Annotated in this window: 15 protein-coding genes and 1 pseudogene; 9 read left to right on the top strand and 7 right to left on the bottom strand. The window is 69.0% G+C overall.

All coding sequences use genetic code 11. The features are described from left to right. The first annotated feature begins 243 nt into the window (after positions 1 to 243). The 3 genes from H288_RS0115985 (at position 244) to H288_RS35650 (ending at position 2,158) form a co-directional block, all read left to right on the top strand. Positions 244 to 1,461, top strand: a complete 1,218-nt coding sequence (locus tag H288_RS0115985) for a flagellin (RefSeq protein WP_020093584.1) — start codon at positions 244 to 246, stop codon at positions 1,459 to 1,461. 311 nt (positions 1,462 to 1,772) lie between these two features. Next, complete coding sequence (locus H288_RS0115980) at positions 1,773 to 2,018, top strand: hypothetical protein (protein WP_026604999.1); 246 nt, start codon at positions 1,773 to 1,775, stop codon at positions 2,016 to 2,018. Beyond that, complete coding sequence (locus H288_RS35650) at positions 2,018 to 2,158, top strand: hypothetical protein (protein ID WP_012319948.1); 141 nt, start codon at positions 2,018 to 2,020, stop codon at positions 2,156 to 2,158. Before H288_RS0115980 ends, H288_RS35650 begins: the two co-directional genes overlap by 1 nt. An 11-nt stretch (positions 2,159 to 2,169) precedes the next feature. Here H288_RS35650 and H288_RS0115970 read toward each other — a convergent pair whose 3' ends face one another. Next, positions 2,170 to 2,400: a hypothetical protein gene (locus H288_RS0115970; protein ID WP_020093582.1), complete on the bottom strand. Its 231-nt coding sequence runs from the start codon at positions 2,398 to 2,400 to the stop codon at positions 2,170 to 2,172. 463 nt (positions 2,401 to 2,863) lie between these two features. Here H288_RS0115970 and H288_RS0115965 point away from each other — a divergent pair, with 463 nt between their 5' ends. From H288_RS0115965 to H288_RS0115955, 3 genes and pseudogenes are all read left to right on the top strand, one after another. Further along, complete coding sequence (locus H288_RS0115965) at positions 2,864 to 3,151, top strand: hypothetical protein (RefSeq protein WP_020093581.1); 288 nt, start codon at positions 2,864 to 2,866, stop codon at positions 3,149 to 3,151. Positions 3,152 to 3,273: 122 nt separating this feature from the next. Further along, a pseudogene (locus H288_RS34000) lies at positions 3,274 to 3,656 on the top strand (LysR family transcriptional regulator); the annotation flags it as partial. A gap of 247 nt (positions 3,657 to 3,903) precedes the next feature. Beyond that, the gene (locus H288_RS0115955; RefSeq protein WP_020093579.1) at positions 3,904 to 5,796 is read left to right on the top strand and encodes a TRAP transporter large permease subunit; all 1,893 of its coding nucleotides are present in this window, start codon (positions 3,904 to 3,906) and stop codon (positions 5,794 to 5,796) included. Positions 5,797 to 6,319: 523 nt separating this feature from the next. Here the strand turns inward: H288_RS0115955 and H288_RS0115945 are convergent. The 5 genes from H288_RS0115945 to H288_RS0115925 form a co-directional block, all read right to left on the bottom strand. After that, positions 6,320 to 7,957, bottom strand: a complete 1,638-nt coding sequence (locus tag H288_RS0115945; RefSeq protein WP_020093577.1) for an acyl-CoA synthetase — start codon at positions 7,955 to 7,957, stop codon at positions 6,320 to 6,322. Beyond that, on the bottom strand, positions 7,957 to 8,991 hold the full coding sequence (locus H288_RS0115940) for a TRAP transporter substrate-binding protein (RefSeq protein WP_020093576.1): 1,035 nt from the start codon (positions 8,989 to 8,991) through the stop codon (positions 7,957 to 7,959). Before H288_RS0115940 ends, H288_RS0115945 begins: the two co-directional genes overlap by 1 nt. A gap of 230 nt (positions 8,992 to 9,221) precedes the next feature. Next, positions 9,222 to 9,734 carry an ureidoglycolate lyase gene (locus H288_RS0115935; RefSeq protein ID WP_020093575.1) on the bottom strand — a complete coding sequence of 171 codons (513 nt, stop codon included), beginning with the start codon at positions 9,732 to 9,734 and terminating at the stop codon, positions 9,222 to 9,224. Further along, positions 9,731 to 10,570 carry a bifunctional allantoicase/(S)-ureidoglycine aminohydrolase gene (locus H288_RS0115930; RefSeq protein WP_026604998.1) on the bottom strand — a complete coding sequence of 280 codons (840 nt, stop codon included), beginning with the start codon at positions 10,568 to 10,570 and terminating at the stop codon, positions 9,731 to 9,733. The genes H288_RS0115935 and H288_RS0115930 overlap by 4 nt, the downstream gene beginning before the upstream one ends. 52 nt (positions 10,571 to 10,622) lie before the next feature. Further along, positions 10,623 to 11,933 carry a dicarboxylate/amino acid:cation symporter gene (locus tag H288_RS0115925; protein WP_020093573.1) on the bottom strand — a complete coding sequence of 437 codons (1,311 nt, stop codon included), beginning with the start codon at positions 11,931 to 11,933 and terminating at the stop codon, positions 10,623 to 10,625. A 213-nt stretch (positions 11,934 to 12,146) separates the two neighbouring features. Here H288_RS0115925 and H288_RS0115920 point away from each other — a divergent pair, with 213 nt between their 5' ends. Both H288_RS0115920 and H288_RS0115915 read left to right on the top strand, forming a co-directional pair. Then, positions 12,147 to 13,031 carry a LysR family transcriptional regulator gene (locus H288_RS0115920; protein ID WP_020093572.1) on the top strand — a complete coding sequence of 295 codons (885 nt, stop codon included), beginning with the start codon at positions 12,147 to 12,149 and terminating at the stop codon, positions 13,029 to 13,031. A gap of 197 nt (positions 13,032 to 13,228) precedes the next feature. Continuing rightward, positions 13,229 to 15,043, top strand: a complete 1,815-nt coding sequence (locus H288_RS0115915) for a thioesterase family protein (protein ID WP_026604997.1) — start codon at positions 13,229 to 13,231, stop codon at positions 15,041 to 15,043. Between the two features lie 7 nt (positions 15,044 to 15,050). Here H288_RS0115915 and H288_RS0115910 read toward each other — a convergent pair whose 3' ends face one another. Further along, positions 15,051 to 17,384: an EAL domain-containing protein gene (locus H288_RS0115910; protein ID WP_020093570.1), complete on the bottom strand. Its 2,334-nt coding sequence runs from the start codon at positions 17,382 to 17,384 to the stop codon at positions 15,051 to 15,053. A gap of 247 nt (positions 17,385 to 17,631) precedes the next feature. Between H288_RS0115910 and H288_RS32425 the strand changes: the two genes are divergently transcribed. Continuing rightward, on the top strand, positions 17,632 to 18,942 hold a 1,311-nt coding region (locus H288_RS32425), incomplete at its 3' end, for a CHASE3 domain-containing protein (protein WP_043712710.1).

The following is an 18,942-nucleotide window of genomic DNA, read 5'->3' as shown; positions in this document are numbered from 1 at the left end:
ATCGGCACCGGTCGGGCAGGCGCGACAGACTTGGTTTGCGTCACAGCTTATGGCTGCGGATGGTTAATAGATCTTGAACACGCTCCGCGATCCGTAAATACTTAGCGCTTCAAGGATCGATTCATTAACGATCACTTCGGACACACTCGGAGTCAGCAATTGATTTAACCCCCGCGAAACATTTGAAGGGCGATTACTGGCGTACCCGAGAAACGGGTGCATCAAATCAGAAAGATAAGACCTATGTCCTCGATCACCCTGTCGGCCGCCACGCGTCAGAACCTGCTCTCGCTGCAGGACACCGCCCAGCTGATGGCGACCACCCAGAACCGGCTCGCGACCGGCAAGACCGTCAACTCCGCCCTCGACAACCCGACCAACTTCTTCACCTCCCAGGCCCTCGACGGACGCTCCTCGAGCCTGAACTCGCTCCTCGACGGCGTCTCCAACGGTATCCAGTCGATCCAGGCCGCCAACCAGGGCATCACCTCGATCCAGAAGCTCGTGGACCAGGCCAAGTCGATCGCCAACCAGGCGCTCTCGACCCAGCTCTCCACCACCGGCACCGCCGCCAACGCCTACAGCGCCAGCACCGCCTCCCAGACGGTGCTCATGACGATCAACGGTACCTCGGTCTCGGCCACGGTCGCCGCCTCCTCGAGCGTCAGCGCCACGGTCGCGGCCCTGAACTCTGCGGTCAGCTCGGCCTCGACCTCGTCGAGCGGCTCGTTCGGCGCCGGCGCGATCTTCTCGGTCGACAGCACCGGCACCAAGATCGTCCTGAACGCCCAGGCGGACGTGGAATTCCAGAACTCCGGCAGCCAGACGGCGCTCGGCTTCACCGCCTCGGCCACCACCGCCTCGACCTACGGCACCGCCGCCAGCACCGTGGTGTCCAGCGACCTGTCGATCTCGGGCGTGACGCAGCGCGCCTCGCTGGCCAACCAGTACAACAACCTGCTCAACCAGATCACGCAGCTCGCCGGCGACGCCAGCTACAACGGCGTCAACCTCATTGCCGGCAAGGGCAATGACTTGAACATCAAGTTCAACGACACCGGCAGCTCGACCCTCAACGTCGCCTCGGTCGACGCCACGGCGAGCGGTCTCGGCCTGTCGTCGATCACCAGCTCGAACAACTCGTCGAGCCAGAACGGCCTCGGCAACTTCCTGCTGAACGCGGACGTCAACAAGACCTTGTCGACCCTGACCAAAGCCGACGCGACCTTGAATTCCGCGGCGAGCGCGCTGGGCTCGAACCTGTCGGTGGTTCAGAACCGCCAGGACTTCTCCAAGCAGCTGATCAACGTGCTGCAGACGGGCTCGGCCAACCTGACGAACGCCGACCTGAACCAGGAGGCGGCCAACTCGCAGGCGCTGTCGACCCGCCAGTCTATGGGCATCTCGGCCCTGTCGCTGGCCAACTCCGCCCAGCAGGGCGTCCTCCAGCTCCTGCGGTAAGCGACACGCACCGCGAAGCGACAGAGGCCGGCCGGGGCAACCCGGTCGGCCTTTCACTATGTCCGCGCCCGCGATCGTGGAGCCCGGCATCCGAAACCGACGTCGCGCCGGCAACCGCCCCGGCTCGAGGGAGCGCCGCGCAGGATCGACGCGGCAGGGCGGCTCCGCGCCGGTGATCCGAAGCTCCCGCCGCCCGCCCTCTGAACAGGACGATCCAGAGCCCGTTGCGACCGCGGGGTTGCCAAGCTTAACCGTATCGGCCAGCCTGTCCGTAGTTACTGCGTACCGACCCGAGCTGAGCCGGAGTGCCGATGCGAGTGAACCACCAGCGCCGTCTCCTCAACAAGGCAGCGGAGGCACGGGATTACCAGATCACGATCCGTCAGAGGGCGGACGCGTCCTGGCCCGGCGACCACAGCCGACTGACGGCGCTCGAGAGCACCGGCCATCTCCGGCGGATCGACCCGCTCGAGGATCCGGGTGGTCCAGTGGCGGTCTGGCAGATCACCGCGGCCGGCCTCTCCCAGCTTCGGGCTCTCACGTCGGGAGCCGAGTGATGGCGTCCGTCAAGATCCGCGCGACCGACGACGGGACCTTCGTGGTCTACCGCAACGGCGCCGCCGTCGCGTCGGGATTGACCCGCGAGCAGGCCGAGCGCTGCGCGACGGTCCTGGGCTGGATCGCACAGGGGCGCTGACGGCGCGGCGGCTATTCGGCGGCCGTCCCGGGGACCGCGTCGCCGAGAGCCTCACGCCGCGCGCTGTTCAGGACCCGCTGACGCGCATTCGGATCCTGTATCGCGTGCCAGAGGTGAAAGAGTTCGTGCGTCATGCCGAGGTCGACGGCCTCGCCATCCGGTCCGTAGAAGGCCTCGACCGGACAGCCAATGACGGCTGCGATCTCGCGCAGGCGCGCGACAGCTCGAACATCGATGGCCATTGGAGACAGAATTCCTACACGCCGGGCGCGCAAGGGCTATCATTGCCCAACCCTGAGCAGCAAGGGATCGCCCTGTACTAGGCCTGATCCGATCGTATCAGTTTGAACACATCTGGGCATGTGGTCGACACGCTGCGCGAGCGGATTGCAGCGCGTAACCTCACGAAGGCGTGAACAGTCTCCGCACAGTCCGCGCCACCGGCGTGCCGGCGTCCGCGATCGGGCCGACCACGGCGCAGCTCGTCGTGTTGCGCGACCCGGCTGACCGGAGCCGGGGGCACGAATCCGCGCCCCGACCTGTCCTCGCGGGCGCTGAACGGGCGATCGTCAAGCAATCGGCGGGACAGCTGCCACGGAATTAGCGGATGGAAGCTTCCCGTTAACGAAGCGTAAACCTTTGTGACGTGATCCTAGGACGGTGGACGGGCACGGGATCCGGCCACGCAGATCGGGCGAGGCTCCGATGATCGTCTTGATAGCCGCAGCCATCGTCAGCGGTCTCGCGACAGCCACGATCCTGGCGCCGGTGAGCGCCCTCGCCGCGCTGATCATCGCACCCCTGGCAGCCAGCGCGTCGGCCATCCTGGCCTGCATCTTCATCGCCTGGCGTAACACGCGCGACGATGTCGGGCCGCCCGACCTCGAGACGCAGGCCGACGCGATGGTGGCGGTCCTCTGCGAGGTTGCCCAGCAGGGCAAGATCGTCCCGGTCGCCGCGCCGGTCCGGGTCCGCGGCCACCGGTCGGCCTGATCTCGGCGCGCCGCGACCGGCGTATCGCCGGCCCGGGCCCGATCCCAGCGGCACCGGTCGCGGCCTATCCTGTTCCGGATGAGGCCGTCCGTACCCCTCTCCGCCGTCCAACCTCTCCCCCGAGCGCAGTCAGTCAGGCATCGCGCAGGACGGAAGAGACGCTGGGCGTCGTTCTGTTCGAGCAGGTGGGTCAGGGCATCCCGCGGACCCCTGCGGGATAGGCGTTGCGCGACCATGTCGGGCGCGCCTCCGCCGAGTCGAACCGCGCCTCCGACCTCGTGGCGCTGCGGCCGGCGCGATTCCTGAGCGCCCATCCGGATTTCGGGGTGCGGGTCGCCGCCCGCATGGACTATGCCCACCTCATCACCGACGCGTTCGACGCCGACAACGTCTCAGGATCACCCCGCGGCGAAAATTTAATGCGGATGCCGCTGGGTTAGGAAACTGTCACGCCGCTCCGCGACCCGCTCGGGCGGCCCGCATCCGCGAGCCGGCCGACCTGCTGGCGCGGATTCGCGCGCCGCTGAACGGCAGAGATTCCACAAGGACTGGAAAACGAAGTACGGCGATGGGGCGCGGTCGCATCGTGAAGATGCGTCGGGCAAACTGACCGGGACCGTTTTCCGCAGGATCGGATAACGGTATCGGAGAACGAAGGCGCGCCGAGACGCACCGCAAGACACACGCGAAGACGCATGTGGGGTCGATCCCGCCGCCAGCGGCATCGGGAGCGGCCCCGACGGAGGGGCGCCATGCAGATCGATGTTGCGGCCGTCGAGTCGACGGCGGGGATTGAATTTTCGGGACCGCCGCTGCGCGCCCGGGGCTGGCTGCGCCGGGTGGATGCCGGGCTCGGCCACCTCGTGGAGATCCCGGCGGCACTGCTCGTCCTGGCCGAGATCGCGGTTCTGCTCAGCGGTGTCGTCAGCCGCTACGTGTTCCGCGATCCCATCATCTGGTCGGACGAGCTCGCCTCGATCCTGTTCCTGTGGCTCGCCATGCTCGGCGCCGTGGTCGCCTTCCGGCGCGCCGAGCACATGCGCATGACCGCTTTCGTGGCCATGAGCGGCCCGCGCCTGCGCGCCTTCCTGGAGACGGTCGCCCTGGTCGCCGGCCTGATCTTCGTCGCCCTGCTGCTGGAGCCGGCCTTCGAGTTCGCCAGCGAGGAGACCTTCGTGCAGACGCCGGCGCTGGAGCTGAACAACGCGTGGCGCGCCGCCGCCCTGCCGATCGGCCTCGGCCTCATGCTGATCGTGGCGCTGATCCGACTCCTGGAGACCGCCGACTGGAAACTGACCGTGGGGGCGCTGATCCTGGGGGGCGGTGTTGCCGCCGCGCTCCTGGCGCTGCAGCCGTGGCTCGCCAACCTCGGGAACCTCAACCTGCTGCTGTTCTTCGTCGTCGGCGTCGGCGCGCTGGTCTTCTCCGGCGTGCCGATCGCCTTCGCGTTCGGCCTGTCGACCTTCGCCTACATCACGCTGACCACCGACGCGCCCTCCATGGTGGTGGTCGGCCGCATGGACGAGGGCATGAGCCACCTCATCCTGCTCGCGGTGCCGCTGTTCGTGTTCCTCGGCCTGCTGATCGAGATGACCGGCATGGCGAAAGCCATGGTCGGCTTCCTGGCCTCGCTGCTCGGTCACGTCCGCGGCGGCCTGCACTACGTGCTGGTCGGGGCCATGTACCTCGTCTCGGGCATCTCCGGCTCCAAGGCCGCCGACATGGCCGCCGTGGCGCCCGTGCTGTTTCCCGAGATGAAGGCCCGCGGCGCCAAGGAGGGCGATCTGGTGGCCCTGCTCGCCACCACGGGCGCGCAGACCGAGACGATCCCGCCCTCGATCGTGCTGATCACCATCGGCTCGGTCACCGGCGTGTCGATCACCGCGCTGTTCACCGGCGGCCTGATGCCGGGCCTCGTCCTCGCCGCGACGCTGTGCGCGCTGGTCTGGTGGCGCTACCGCCGCGAGGACCTGAGCCACGTCGCCCGGCCGTCCGGCCGGGTCATCGGCCGCGCCTTCCTGGTGGCGATCCCGGCGCTGGCGCTGCCGTTCGTGATCCGCTTCGCCGTGGTCGAGGGCATCGCCACCGCCACCGAGGTCTCGACCATCGGCATCGTCTACGCGGCGCTGGCCGGCCTGCTGATCTACCGTCAGTTCGAGTGGCGGCGGCTCTACCCGATGCTGGTGACCACCGCGGCGCTGTCGGGGGCGATCCTGCTGATCATCGGCGCGGCCACCGGGATGGCCTGGGCGCTGACGCAGTCGGGCTTCTCGGAGACGCTCGCCGTGGTGATGAAGGGCCTTCCGGGCGGCGCGCTCGGGTTCCTGTTCGTCTCGGCCTTCGCCTTCATCATCCTGGGCTCGGTGCTGGAGGGCATCCCGGCGATCGTGCTGTTCGGGCCGCTGCTGTTCCCGATCGCGCGGGCAGTCGCGGTCCACGAGGTCCACTACGCCATGGTGGTCATCCTCGCGATGGGCATCGGCCTGTTCGCCCCGCCCTTCGGCGTCGGCTATTACGCCGCCTGCGCCATCAGCCGGATCCATCCCGATGCCGGGATGCGCCCGATCGTCGGCTACATCGTGGCCCTGCTGATCGGGCTGCTCGCCATCATCCTCGTCCCCTGGTTCTCGATCGGCTTCCTCTGACGATCTCCACCGCGGGGACGCGCCGCGCGCGATCAGATCATGCCGGCGCCGCCGGTCCGCGCGATCCGCTCGCGCTGCTCGGCGTAGCGTTCGGCCGCGGCGCGCCGCACTGCACCCTCGAGCCGGCTGACGAGATTCGCGAGGGTGGTCATCGTGCCGAGATCCCGATCGTGGCCGGGCGGGGGCCCGGCGTGCTGCACTGCAATATGCGCGCAGCTCCGGGGACATGTCAGGGTCTGCATCTCGGAGCTGTCATGCAACGAGATCATGATGTGCGCGGAGGGATGTGGACCGGCCCGACTTTCCGCTCGGAATGCCTGCCACCGGTCGGACCCCCTTAGGTCGATGCGACTCCCTGAAACTGCATCCCGCATATGGAGGCCGATTCCGCCGCTGGCGTCCTCGAGAGCGAATTGAAGCGATCCAGGGCGGCGCGTCCACTGAGATCGTGGCGCTGACTGGATTGCTTCGCTCCGCTCGCAAAGACGGGATGCCGCATCAACCGGATGGGATCGCGACAGCCCTATCGGGCCTGCGGCCTCGCCTGCCCGGCGAGGGGCAGGTCGCCCCGCGCCTCAAGTCCCTCGCGGATCGCGCGCTTTGTCACCTTGCCGTAGCCGGATTTCGGCAGGGCCTCCCAGAAGAACACGCGCCGAGGCAGCTTGTAACGAGCGACAGTCGCGGACAGCCACGCGATCAGCTCTCCCTCCTGCACCGCGGCCCCGGGACGGGCGACGCAGACCGCGACGCCGACCTCGCCCCAGCCGGGATCCGGGACGCCGAGAATCGCGGCCTCGGTGATCGCCGGATGCGTGAGGAGCTTCTCCTCGATCTCGCGCGGATACACGTTGGAGCCGCCGGAGATGTACATGTCCGAGGCGCGGCCGGTGATGAACAGGAAGCCCTCGGAATCGAGATGGCCGAGATCGCCGGTCCGGAACCAGCCGTCGCGGAACGCCGCCGCGTTGGCCTCCGGATTGTCGTAGTAGCCCGCGAACACGGCCGGGCCGCAGACGCAGATCTCGCCGGTGACGCCCGGCGGGCACTCGCGCCCCTGCATGTCCTGGATCTGGACCTGCATGCCGGTGCGCTCGAATCCGCAGGTGCCGACCTTGACGTCCGGCCCGTCCTCGGCCGCGTGCAGGCGGGGCGGCAGCACCGTGATGTTGCCCGTCACCTCGCCGAGGCCGAAGTATTGCACCAGCACCGGCCCGAGCACTCGCAGCGCGTGCTGCTGGTCCGCCCGGTACATCGGCGCGCCCGCGTAGATGACGTGGCGCAGGCTGGAATGGTCGTGCGTCGACACCGCGGGGTGCTCAGTCAGCAGCTTGACGATGGTCGGCACGGTGAAGAGATTCGTGACGCGCCACGCCTCGATGAGAGCCCAGACCTCCTCGGGATCGAGCCGCTCGCCCGCGGTCAGCACCGTCTTGGTGCCGGCCGCGACCTGCGCGAGCTGGTGGATGCCGGCGCCGTGCGAGAGCGGCGCCACGACCAGGGACGCGTCGGCCTCCGTCGTGCCCGGCATCAGGTCGCAGAGGTGATTGGTGATGACGAAGGCCATCTGGCCGTGGGTCAGGACCGCCGCCTTGGGGCGGCCCGTCGTGCCGGAAGTGAAGAAGAACCAGCACGGATCGTCGTGCTCGACATCGGCGACGGGCGCGGCCGCGCCGAGATGGTCGGCGACGAGCGCGTCGTAGCCGGCCCCGAAGGCCGCGTCGCCGATCGCCACGACGCGGTCCAGATCCGGGCAGGCCTCGCGCACCGCGGCGGCGTGCTCCGGGAAACCCGCGCCGCAGATCAGCGTCGAGGCGCCGCTGGCACGGGCGAGATAGGCGATCTCCGCAGGCGTCTGCCGGAAATTGGCCGGCACCCAGACGGCGCCGAGCCGGAAGCAGACGAACATCGACTCGAACAGCTGGTTGCTGTTGCGTGCCTGGACCAGGACGCGATCACCCTTGGTCACACCACGGGCGGCGAGCGCCGCCGCCATCGCGTCGACCCGGGCGTCGAGCTCGGCCCAGGTCCAGCGCCGCGCGCCCCAGGCGAGCCCCACCGCGTCCGGAAACCGGCGCGCGGCGCGGCGCAGGAAATGGGCGAGATTCATCACCCGCCGGGAGCACGGCGCGACCCCGCCGCGCGGCGCCCCCGCGGCGCTCATCAGGTGAGCTTCCCGCAGGCCTTCTCGAGCAGCGACCAGCCCTCGTCGCCGTACCGGCCCTTCCACTCGGCGTAGAAACCGGCCTTGCGCAGCTTGTCGCGGAAGGGCTCCGGGTCGGGCTTGTTGAAGACCATCCCGTTCTTCGACAGGTCCGCCTGCAGGTTTGCGTTGAGCTGGGCGACGTCCGCCCGCTCCTTCATGCCGGCGGCGTTGATGTGGCGGGCCACCGTCTCGCGCAGGTCCGCCGGCAGGCGCTCCCAGGCGCGGCGGTTCGCCAGGAACCAGTACCCGTCCCACATGTGGTTGGTGAGCGAGCAGTACTTCTGCACCTCGTAGAACTTCGTCGTGGAGATCACCGCCAGCGGGTTCTCCTGGCCCTCGACGATCTTGGTCTGCAGGGCCGAGTAGGTCTCGTTCAGGTTGATCGACGCGGGAGCCGCGTCGAAGGCCTTGAACATCGAGGTCCAGAGCGGCGAGACCGGGACGCGGATCCGGAAGCCCTTGAAGTCGTCGGGCGTGGCGATCGGCTTGGTCGACGAGGTGGTCTGGCGGTAGCCGTTGTCCCAGATCTTCTCCATGGCGACGAGGCCGGCCTTGGCGATCTGCTGGCGGACCCAGGCGCCGAGCTCGCCGTCCATGGCCGGCCAGACGGCGTCGTAGCTCGGGAAGGCGTAGCCGATGCCGTTGATCGACGCGTTCGGCACCAGCGTCGAGAGGATCAGCGGCGACATCGTGAAGAACTCGACGCTGCCCGAGCGCAGCTGGCTGAGCGTGTCGGTGTCGGAGCCGAGCTGGCTCGTCGGGAAGATCTTGAGGTCGAACCGGCCGCCGGTCTCCGTGCGCAGCGCCTCCGCCATCTCGCGGGCGCGGATATTCATCGGATGCGTGTCGGGCAGGTTGTTGGCGTACTTGTACGTGAATTCTGCCTTCTGCGCCCGCGCCACGTGCGGTGCCGCCACGGTACCGGCGATGAGGGCCGTCGAGCCGGTCGCCAGGAATCGGCGGCGGGACAGGGGCGTGCGGTACGGGGACATGGCGGCCTTTCCGGTGCGGGCGCGGGGCCCGACGTTTCCTCGGGTCCGCGTTGGTGCGGACTCCTGATTGCGGCCTCGATAGCCGCTGACCGGTGCCAGTCAACGGACTTTCGCGGCCGCGTCCCCGGGAATGATTGCATCCGGCCGCCGCTGATACGGGGCGACCGGAGGCGGCCCCGGCCGCGCGAGACCGTGGCGACGCGACGATGGCGCGGATGGCGCGCTCGGCCTCAGTCCTGGCCGGGCAGATGCACCGTCCAGGGTTCCTCGAAGGTGTGTTCCTCGAGGTTCACGCCCGGGCCGCCGCGGTCGACCACCACGAAGTCCTGCGGCTGGCCGTAGGGCGTCAGCACCCCGTGCCACGTGTTGCGCGCGTAGCAGACCCCCTGCCCCGGCGCCGTCACGAAGGCCTGGGGCGGGCCGGGACGGCCCTCCGCGTCCGGGCAGACCACCACCAGGAACGGCGCCACGCTCAGCGGCAGGAACGCCTGCGCGCCCAGCGGGTGCCGCTCGACCAGGCCGAGCCGCAGCGGCACCGGGTAGGGCTGCGCCTCGACCAGCCCGATCACCACCCGCGACCCCTCGCCCACGACCTCGACCGCCGCCAGATCGTGGAAGCGCCGCGCCATCCCGCCGTTCATCGGCCGCGGCGCCACCGCGGCGACGTCGATCACCGTGCCGAACGGCGCGAACGCCTCGGCCGTCAGCGGCCGGGCGACGACCGTGCGGGCGCCAGCGCTCACCGGCCGAGCCCGCGCGGCGCCAGCGCCGGGTGGCGGTTGACGTCCTTGTACAGCAGGTACCGGAACGGGCCCGGCCCGCCCGCGTAGCAGGCCTGGGGGCAGAAGGCGCGCAGCCACATGAAGTCGCCCGCCTCGACCTCAACCCAGTCGCGGTTGAGCCGGTAGACCGCCTTGCCCTCCAGCACGAACAGTCCGTGCTCCATGACGTGGGTCTCCTCGAACGGGATCGAGGCGCCCGGGCGCATGCTGACGATGTTGACGTGCATGTCGTGGCGCAGGTCGTCGGAGGCGACGAAGCGGGTCGTCGCCCAGGCGCCGTCGGTGCCGACCATGCCGGCCGGCTCGACCGCCGATTCGTGGGTGACGAAGGACGTCGGCGCGTCGAGGCCGGCGGCGGGCTGGTAGGCCTTGCGGATCCAATGGAAGCGCGCGGGCGCGTCGCCGTCGTTGCGCAGCGCCCAGGCCGCCCCGGGAGCGAGGTAGGCGTAGCTGCCCGGCCGCAGGGCGTGCCGCGCGCCCTCCAGGGTGAGGCTGGCCGTGCCGGCGACCACGAACAGGACGCCCTGGGCCTGCGGCTCCGGCTCGGGGGCTTGGCTGCCGCCGCCGGGGGCGACCTCCATGAGGTACTGGGCGAAGGTCTCGGCGAAGCCCGAGAGCGGCCGGGCCACGATCCAGGCCTGGGTCCTGTCCCAGCCCGGAAGGAGGCTGGTGACGATGTCGCTCATGACGCCGTGGGGGATCACCGCGTAGGCCTCGGTGAACACCGCGCGGCCGGTCATCAGCCGCGTCTGGCCGGGTAGGCCACCGCACGGGGGGTTGTAGGCTCCAGCGCTCATGGTCGGTCTCCAGAATTCGACTTCAAGCTGTAAACGTCTGTCGGGGATCTGGTCACGCGGTGCGCGGCTCGGCGACGGGCGCCTCGAGGATCTCCGCCGTGTCGGTGGTGTCCTCGCCGTTCAGGACGCGATTGGCCCGCACTCGGTCGATGTCGCCCTCCCAGGCGGCGATGACGACGGTCGCGACGCAGTTGCCGATCAGGTTCCCGAGGGCGCGGGCGATGCCGACAAACCAGTCGACCGATAGGACGAGGACCAGCCCGATCACCGGGATCTCCGGCACCGCCGACAACGTGGCGGCGAGGACGACGATCGCCGAGCCGGGCACGCCGTGGGCGCCCTTGGAGGTCAGGAGCGCGATGCCGAGGATCAGCATCAGATGGCCGAAGGACAGGTCCGTGTTGGTCGCCTGGGCGATGAACACGGTGGCGAGGGTCAGGTAGAGCGAGAAGGCGTCGAGGTTGAAGGAGTAGCCGGTCGGGATCACGAGGCCGACGGTGGATTCTTTGATGCCGAGCCGCTCCAGCTTGCGCATGACCTGCGGCAGCACGCAGTCCGACGAGGCGGTGCCGGCGACGACGGTCAACTCCTCGCGCAGGTAGGCGAGCAGCTTGAAGAGGCTGAATCCCGCGAGCCGCATGATGCTTCCGAGCACCACGACCACGAAGAGCGCGACGCCGGCGTAGAAGAGCATCACCAGCATGCTGAGCTGCTTCAGGGACCCGACGCCGTATTTCCCGACCGTGAAGGCGACCGCGCCCAGCACGCCGAGCGGCGCCAGCCGCACGATGAAGCCGATGATCCGGAACAGGACCTCGGTGATGCGCTCCAGGCTGTCGGCCAGCGGCTTGCCGCGCTCGCCGAGGAGCGAGAGCCCGGCGCCGAACAGGATCGCGAGGAGCAGGACCTGGAGGATGTCGCCCTTGGCGAACGCGTCGATGAAGGTCGTCGGCACGATCTTCATCAGGAAGTCGACGGTGCCCGTCACCTGCCCGACGCGGTCGGTGTAGCTGGTGAGCGACTTGGCATCGAGGGTCGCCACATCGACGTTCATGCCGTGACCGGGCGCGAACACGTAGGCGAGGACGAGCCCCAGCGCGAGCGCGATGGTCGTCACCACCTCGAAGTAGATCAGGGACTTGAGCCCGACGCGACCGACCTTCCGGAGGTCGCCCGCGCCGACGATGCCGTGCACGACGACGCCGAAGACCAGCGGCGCGACCACCATCTTGATGAGCTTGATGAAGACGTCGCCCAGCGGCTTGAGGGTGACGGCGAAGTCGGGCCAGAGCCGGCCGACGAGGATGCCGATCATCAGGGCGGCCACAACCTGCCCGAACAGCGACCCGTACAAGCGCTTCATCGCGATCTCCCTCGGAAGGCTCGACCCGACCCGACCCGACCGCGATCGTCCCGCCTCTCATGGGCGGGTCCGGTCGAGCCCGACCGCGCGGCGCGGCGCCATTGTGCAAAGCGATGCCTGCTCGGCCTTCCCGGCGGCAAAATCGTGCCGAACGATCTAGACGTCAAATATCTATTTCATTTAGTTTGAAACGCTCAGAGTTTTAATCCGCCCATGGAACTGCGCCATCTCCGCTACTTCGTCGCTGTGGCGAAGCACCTGAGCTTCACCGCCGCCGCGGAGAGCCTCGGTGTCGCGCAGCCGCCGCTCAGCCAGCAGATCCGCGATCTGGAGGCGGAGATCGGGACGGCTCTCTTCGAGCGGACGACCCGGCGCGTGGCGCTGACGCGGGCAGGTCATGACTTTCACGTTCAGGCGATCGGGCTCCTGGAGCGGGCCGCCGAGGCCGTCGAGCGCGCCCGGGCGATCGGCGGGGGCACCGCCGGCATCATCAATGTCGGCCTGACGGGCTCGATGCTCGCGGGGCCGCTCGGGCACGCGATCCGGGATTTCGCGCAGGTCTATCCCGCGGTGGATCTCCGAATCCACGAGATGTCGCCGGATCGCCAGATCGCGATGCTGAAGGCGGGGCAGACCGACGTCAGCTTCCTGCGAGCCCCGCCGCAGGATGCCGATCTGGTCCGGGTCCGCGCGTGGAGCGAGACCGTGCAGGTCGTCCTTCCCAGGGGGCACCGTCTCGCGCGGGGCAGCCTCCGGCTCGCCGACCTGCGCGACGAGCGGTTCGTGTTCCTCCGGATGTCCGATTCGCTGTTCGCCAAGTATCTCTGGGATTGCTGCGTCGAGTCCGGGTTCGTCCCCACCATCACCCATCAGGCCGTCGAGGCGGCCTCATTGACGAGCCTCGTCGCATCCGGCCTGGGCATCGCCATCATCCCGGAATACGTCGCCCGGCTGGCGCATGCCGACGTGGTCTACAGGCCGCTCGAGGGACCCCGCATCCGCGCCGACGTCTTCGCGCTGTGGTCGCCCGCGAAAGCCGCCCTGGTCTGCAACTTCGTCGATCTGGTCCGCGACGGTCGGAAGACGCTCGCCGACTAGGCGGATCACCCGGGCCTCGGCGCCGTGGCGGGTGCCTATAGGACACGCGCCCCCCTCGGATCGCCGGCCGTGGCGGAGCAGCCCGATGCTTTTCCCTCACTGAATTTCTTGTATCCGCCTTCTTTTGGGTTCGCCATATTCCCGAAACGAATCTGATACGCTATTGCAGCTTAAGGTCCGGAGCGCTTGAAGCCACAATGCCTTCCCAGTTCATCCGCTCCGCGGCCTGGGCACCCACGATTGCTTTGTCGTGGTTCTGGGGGCTCGGGTTTTTCTACGCGATCCATGTCACGCTGACATACGGCTGGCTCGGGTTCCTTGCCTTCGCCTTGCCGAACGCGACCGGTCTCGGCCTGTTCGGCTGGATGCTCGGCGCGCCGCGTCGGAATATCGACGCGATCGTGGCCGCCGTGCAGGGCCCCTACGCGCTCCTGTTCATGGGAGCCCAGTTCTTCGCCGTCGCGATCACGATCTTCGGCTTCGCGGCCTACGCGTGGCTTCCCCTGTTCGGCCACGACGCCGCCGTGGGCGTGATCGCATTGGTCCTCGTCGCCTGCTCGCTCGGCCATGCCGTCCCGCTGCGCGGGATCCGCATCGTCCATTGCGGGGCGCTGGCGGTCGGGCTCGCCGCGAGCGTGATCCTGCTCGGCGGGCTGTCCGCGCAGCGGGACGGCTGGGACGTCCCGCTGCAGGCCTTCGACGAGCGCTTCTACGGGCTCGTCGTCCCCTCGCTGGTCGGCTTCCTGCTCGGCCCCTGGATGGACATCCAGCAGTGGCAGCGGGCGGTCGAGATCCGGCGCTCGGGCGGGTCGGTGCGCGCGGCCTACGTGACCGGCGCGCTCCTCTTCCTCGGTCTCCTGACGATCAACGCGCTCATCGCCGCGCGGGCGGGGCTCGGCATGCCGGTCGTCTCGTCCGACGGCCTGTCGGGAGCCTACGCGGCCGTGGCGCAGGCGATCGGGCGCGAACCCGCGACCGGCGTCGCGGTGGCCTTCGTGATCTGGACGGCGATCGCCGCCGCGACCACGATCGACAGCTTCTACAGCGCCACGCGCTGGCTCGGGATCTCGGTCACGGCCCGCAGCAATTCCCCGCTCCTCGCCTTCGTGCCGGCCGGCCTCGTGGCGTCGCCGGTCTGGATCCTCGGTGCCGCGCTCGCCACAGCGGCGGCGGCGATCTGGGCGAACCTCTCGCTCCTCTACCTGATGATGCCCTTCGCCACGCTCCTCGTCGGGGCGGCGGCGTGTCTCGTGTGCGAGACGCTCGGCGCGACCCGCCGCTACGACCCGGTTCTCACCTCCATGATCGGGGCGACGGCGTGCCTGATCTTCGTGACAGGCTATCTGGCCCCGAGCTGGGCGCTGCTGGCCATCGCGCCGCTGATCGGCCTGATCGGCGCTCTCCCGATGATCGCCGAGGTCCTCGGCTGGCGCGCGCCGCCGCCGGTCGCGGAGCTGATCCCGGCGGCGGAGCGGGCGCCGCGGGCGGCGCCGGTGCCCGTGGCGTTGGACCAGACCGACGCCGTCGCGTCGCACGGGTTCGACGGGCACTGGTTCGTCCTGCGCCTCATCCCGACCTACGACGACACCAACTCGGTCGGGAACGTCTACTTCGCCAATTACGTGCGCTGGGTGGGCAAGGCCCGCGAGCTGTTCTTCAACATCTGCATGCCGGATTTCGACCTGAAATCGACGGACTTCTACATTCTGACGAAGTCCTTCCAGCACGACTTCCGCCGGGAGGCGATGGAGTTCGAGCCGGTCACCGTCCGTATCTCGATCGCGAGCCACAACAGGAAGTTCGTGACCCTGGCGCACGAGATCCACAGCGAGGTCAACGGCCTCCTCGGCCGGGGCGAGCAGTCGCTGATGTTCGTGGACACCGTCCACTATCGCCCGCTCGATATTCCGCGGGCGATCATCGAGGGCTTCCTGCCCTACTGGCCGAAGACGTCCCCGCACGCCGTCGCGGGCGGGAGCGGCACGACCGGCGTCGCGCCGCTCGGCGTCTGAACGCGCCTCACGCCGCCTGAACCGCCGCCGGGAGGAGTTGACCGCTACGCGCCAGCGCGGCGGCCTGCTCGGCCGGCAGCGGCTTGCTGAACAGGTAGCCCTGGAACTCGTGGCACCCCTGCTCCAGCAGGCAGGCGCGCTGGGCATCCGTCTCGACGCCCTCCGCGGTGATCGTCATGTCGAGGCTCGTCGCCATGTCGATGATCGCGTTCACGATCGCCGCAGCGCTCCGCTCCTGCGGCAGGTCGCGGACGAAGCTCTGGTCGATCTTGATCTTGTCGAAGGCGATCCGGCGCAGGTAGCTCAGGCTCGAGTAGCCTGTCCCGAAATCGTCGAGGGACAGCCGCACGCCCATCTCGCGGAGCTTGGCGAGCGTGGCGTTGATCGCCGGCGTGGCCTCCAGGAACACCGATTCGGTCACCTCCAGCTCCAGGCGCGGCGCGGCGAGCCCGCTCGTGCGCAGCGCGGAGCGGACGAGTTGCGTCAGGTCCGAGTGGCGGAACTGCCGCGGGGACAGGTTGACGGCGATGCGGACATCTCCCGGCCAGCCCGCCGCGATCCGACAGGCCTCGCGGAGGATCCACTCGCCCAGCGGTATGATCACCCCGGTCTCCTCGGCGAGCGGGATGAACTCGCCGGGCGAGACGAAGCCGCGCACCGGATGTTTCCACCGGATCAGCGCCTCGAAGCCGCGCACGCGGCACTCCTTGGCCGCCACGATCGGCTGGAAGTAGAGGACGAACTCGTCCCGATCGAGGGCGCCCCGCAGGTCGGCCGTCAGGGCGCGCCGCGCCTCGATCCGCTCATCCATCTCCGCTTCGTAGAAGCGGTAGCCGTTCCGGCCCTCGCTCTTCATGCGGTAGAGGGCGAGGTCGGCCCGCCGCATGATCTCCTGGCACCCGTCCTGCGGGGCGATCGCGATCCCGATGCTGACGCTGACGGTCAGCCGGATGCCGTCGATGGTGAAGGGCGACGCGAGCGCCTCGACGATGCCGTTCGCGAGCGACTCGATGCCGTGCAGGTCACGGGCGCTCCGTCCGGTCGCGAGGACCGCGAACTCGTCGCCCGCCAGACGGGCGAGCTGAACATCGGACGCCTCGAAGCTCCGCAGCCGCTCGGCGACCGATTTCAGGAGCCTGTCGCCGGCCGCGTGGCCGAAGGTGTCGTTGACGCTCTTGAACTCGTCGAGGTCGAGGGCGAGCACGGCGAACCGGTCCCCCTGCGCGAGCCGTTCCCGCGCCGTTTCCTGGAGCTGATGGAACAGGACCCGATTGGGCAGATCGGTCAGGGAATCGTGCAGGGCGAGATACGACAGCCGCTCCTCGGAGCGCCGCTTCTCGGTCACGTCGGAGCCGACGCCGCGATAGCCCGAGAATGCGCCGGCCCGGTTGAAGGTCGGCTTGCCGCTGAGGCACCACGTCCGCCGCTCGCCGGCGATGTCGAGCTGCAGGTGCAGGTTCCGGAAGGCGCGCCGCTCGGCGATGCAGCCCCACAGGGTGGTGCTCGAGTGGCTCCTGGGCGGCGCCACCGGCGGCAGCAGCAGCCGCTCCAGGGGCAGGCCCATCAGCTGGCGCTCGGAGGAGCCGGCGACCTCGATCAGGCGCGGCGAGACGTGTTGGAGGCGCAGGTCGGCATCCGTTTCCCAGAGCCAGTCGCTGGCGCTCTCCTCGAACTCGTTGAGCAGGAGGTGGGTGAATTCCTGCTGCCGTTCCAGCTCAATCTGCGCGATGACCCGCATCGTCAACAGCCGGCTGAGATGCACGATCGTGAAGCAGATGAAGATCGCGTAGAAGAACAGCAGGACCGCGACGTAGATGTAGAAGGGCTCCCCGGTCGTCGCGAGGGCGATGAATGAGCCGAGGATGATCAGGCCGGAATAGCCGATGGCGACGCGGGGCAGCACCGCCGCGCTCATGCCGGTCGCGATCAGGCCCGCGATGCTGGAGGCGATCAGGAGCCGCCCGTGCGCGTCGGCTCCGGCGAAGAGCATGACCGGGATGGAGGCCAGCAGGAGGCCGTAGGCCTGGGCGGCCAGCACCACGCCCTGGACGAATGAGGACGGCACTTCGAGGGGTTTCGGACGGGAGCGCCAGCGCCAGCACTGCTGGAGCGAGACCACCGCCAGGGGCAGGACGAGCGCCTCGAGCCCGGCGAGGTAGACCCGGTTGCCCGGTTGCCAGAACAGATAAACGATGACCTGTACGACGCTGAGGCTCACAAGAATCGTGAAGGGAACCAGGCGGAGCGCGACGTCGAGCTGCTCGACGCGGGCCCGCGCGCGAAGGTTCGCGTCGAGTGGATCCGCTTTGCGATCGGTATCGATCAGGAAAGAAATCAACATCTCGCGCGACGCAAACGCCCTCTGAAAAACCTTTACGATCGAAAACTGCGGCTCTCGCTATTTAGATGCATACACAATCGCTCGCTTGCACAAGTACAAGTCGCTCGTCGGTTTACAACTCGTAAATATCGCACCAGCACCCGGCGCTGCGGCTCGCATCCGCCGGGCGGCGGCGCTAAGAGGCGAGCGCGCCCCGGTCGCGGCTCAGCCAGAGCCGTCCGCGGGGCCGCGTAGGATGAAGCAGACGATGCCGCAAACGCTGGGCCTCAACCGCATCCTGGGCGGTGCGATCGGTGTCATCGCCCTGGTGTCGGTCCTGACCAGCGGCGCGGTCCTGATCACGGCCGATCAGCTGCGGGACGCGACCGATGCCCGGAGCCGGTCCAACCAGCTGATCCGCGCCCTCGACGGCTTCCGCGCGGCCATGCTCAATCAGGAGACCGGACTGCGCGGCTACCTGATCACGGGCCGCGACGGCAGCCTGGAGCCCTACCGCACGGGGCGCCAGACACTGGACGAGGCGATCGACAGGCTCAGGACCCTGATCGGCCACGATCCCGAGCGGACGCGCCTCTTGGCCGACGCGGTGGCCGCGGCCCGCAGCTGGCAGACCGAGGTCGGCGAGGTCGTCGTGCGAATCGCGGCCGATCCGGCGAAGCGTGACGAGGCGGTCAAGATCGAGGCGGACGGTCAGGGCAAGCGGCTGTTCGACACCTTCCGCGAGAAGCTCGCGGCCATCGAGGGTCTCGAAGGAGCGGTTCGGGCCGCGCTGGCCGAGCGCGTCGCGCGGAGCGAGCGCAACGAGGGCCTCGCCCTCTGGGGCGGAACGCTGATCACGCTGCTGATCTGCCTGGGCATCGGGGTCGCCATCAACCGCCTCGTCGTCAGGCCTCTCGTGGCGGTGATGGGCTTCGTGGGACGGGTCGGCGAGGGCGACCTGTCGAGCACGCTCGATGTCCGCGCCGGCGGCGAAGTGGGCCGTCTGAGCACGACGCTGAACACGATGGTCTCGGGTCTGTCGGACTTGGCGCGGACGAACCGGGCGGCGACGGCGGACCTGAACGCGGCCGCGGCCGAGATCCGCGCCTCGGCGCAGGAGCAGGCGGCCTCGGTCGAGCAGCAGTTCGCCGCCGTGCAGGAGACGGCCGCCACGGTCGACGAGATCACCCATTCGGGGGCGCAGATCTCCAAGCGCGCCACCGAGGTGATCGCCACCGCCCAGGCGACCGCCCAGACCTCGCGCCAGGGGCTGCGCGCGGTGTCCGACACCGCCAAGGCCATGGACGCGATCCGCGAGCAGGCGGAGGCGGTGGCGGGCAACATCGTCAGCCTGTCGGAGAAGACCCAGACGATCGGCGACATCATCGAGACGGTCAACGACATCTCGGAGCGCACGCACCTGCTGGCGCTGAACGCCGCCATCGAGGCGGCCGCGGCCGGCGAGAGCGGGCGCAGCTTCTCGGTGGTGGCCTCGGAGATGAAGCTCCTGGCCGACCAGGCCAAGGCGGCCACGGGGCAGGTGCGGGGGATCCTGGGCGAGATCCAGCGGGGCATCAAC

This window comes from Methylobacterium sp. 285MFTsu5.1 (assembly GCF_000383455.1).
In the GTDB taxonomy this organism is placed as follows: Bacteria; Pseudomonadota; Alphaproteobacteria; order Rhizobiales; family Beijerinckiaceae; genus Methylobacterium.
Note: the sequence above shows the minus strand (reverse complement) of the source record. Positions and strands in the feature narration are given on the sequence as shown.

Excerpts from the sequence above, each read along its gene's own strand:
- H288_RS0115980 (WP_026604999.1), top strand. The coding sequence starts at position 1,773 with ATGCGAGTGAACCACCAGCGCCGTCTCCTCAACAAGGCAGCGGAGGCA.
- H288_RS0115915 (WP_026604997.1), top strand. The coding sequence starts at position 13,229 with ATGCCTTCCCAGTTCATCCGCTCCGCGGCCTGGGCACCCACGATTGCT.
- H288_RS0115985 (WP_020093584.1), top strand. The coding sequence starts at position 244 with ATGTCCTCGATCACCCTGTCGGCCGCCACGCGTCAGAACCTGCTCTCG.
- H288_RS0115940 (WP_020093576.1), bottom strand. The coding sequence starts at position 8,991 with ATGTCCCCGTACCGCACGCCCCTGTCCCGCCGCCGATTCCTGGCGACC.
- H288_RS0115930 (WP_026604998.1), bottom strand. The coding sequence starts at position 10,570 with ATGAGCGCTGGAGCCTACAACCCCCCGTGCGGTGGCCTACCCGGCCAG.
- H288_RS0115970 (WP_020093582.1), bottom strand. The coding sequence starts at position 2,400 with ATGGCCATCGATGTTCGAGCTGTCGCGCGCCTGCGCGAGATCGCAGCC.
- H288_RS35650 (WP_012319948.1), top strand. The coding sequence starts at position 2,018 with ATGGCGTCCGTCAAGATCCGCGCGACCGACGACGGGACCTTCGTGGTC.
- H288_RS0115965 (WP_020093581.1), top strand. The coding sequence starts at position 2,864 with ATGATCGTCTTGATAGCCGCAGCCATCGTCAGCGGTCTCGCGACAGCC.
- H288_RS0115920 (WP_020093572.1), top strand. The coding sequence starts at position 12,147 with ATGGAACTGCGCCATCTCCGCTACTTCGTCGCTGTGGCGAAGCACCTG.
- H288_RS0115945 (WP_020093577.1), bottom strand. The coding sequence starts at position 7,957 with ATGAGCGCCGCGGGGGCGCCGCGCGGCGGGGTCGCGCCGTGCTCCCGG.
- H288_RS0115955 (WP_020093579.1), top strand. The coding sequence starts at position 3,904 with ATGCAGATCGATGTTGCGGCCGTCGAGTCGACGGCGGGGATTGAATTT.
- H288_RS0115925 (WP_020093573.1), bottom strand. The coding sequence starts at position 11,933 with ATGAAGCGCTTGTACGGGTCGCTGTTCGGGCAGGTTGTGGCCGCCCTG.
- H288_RS0115910 (WP_020093570.1), bottom strand. The coding sequence starts at position 17,384 with ATGTTGATTTCTTTCCTGATCGATACCGATCGCAAAGCGGATCCACTC.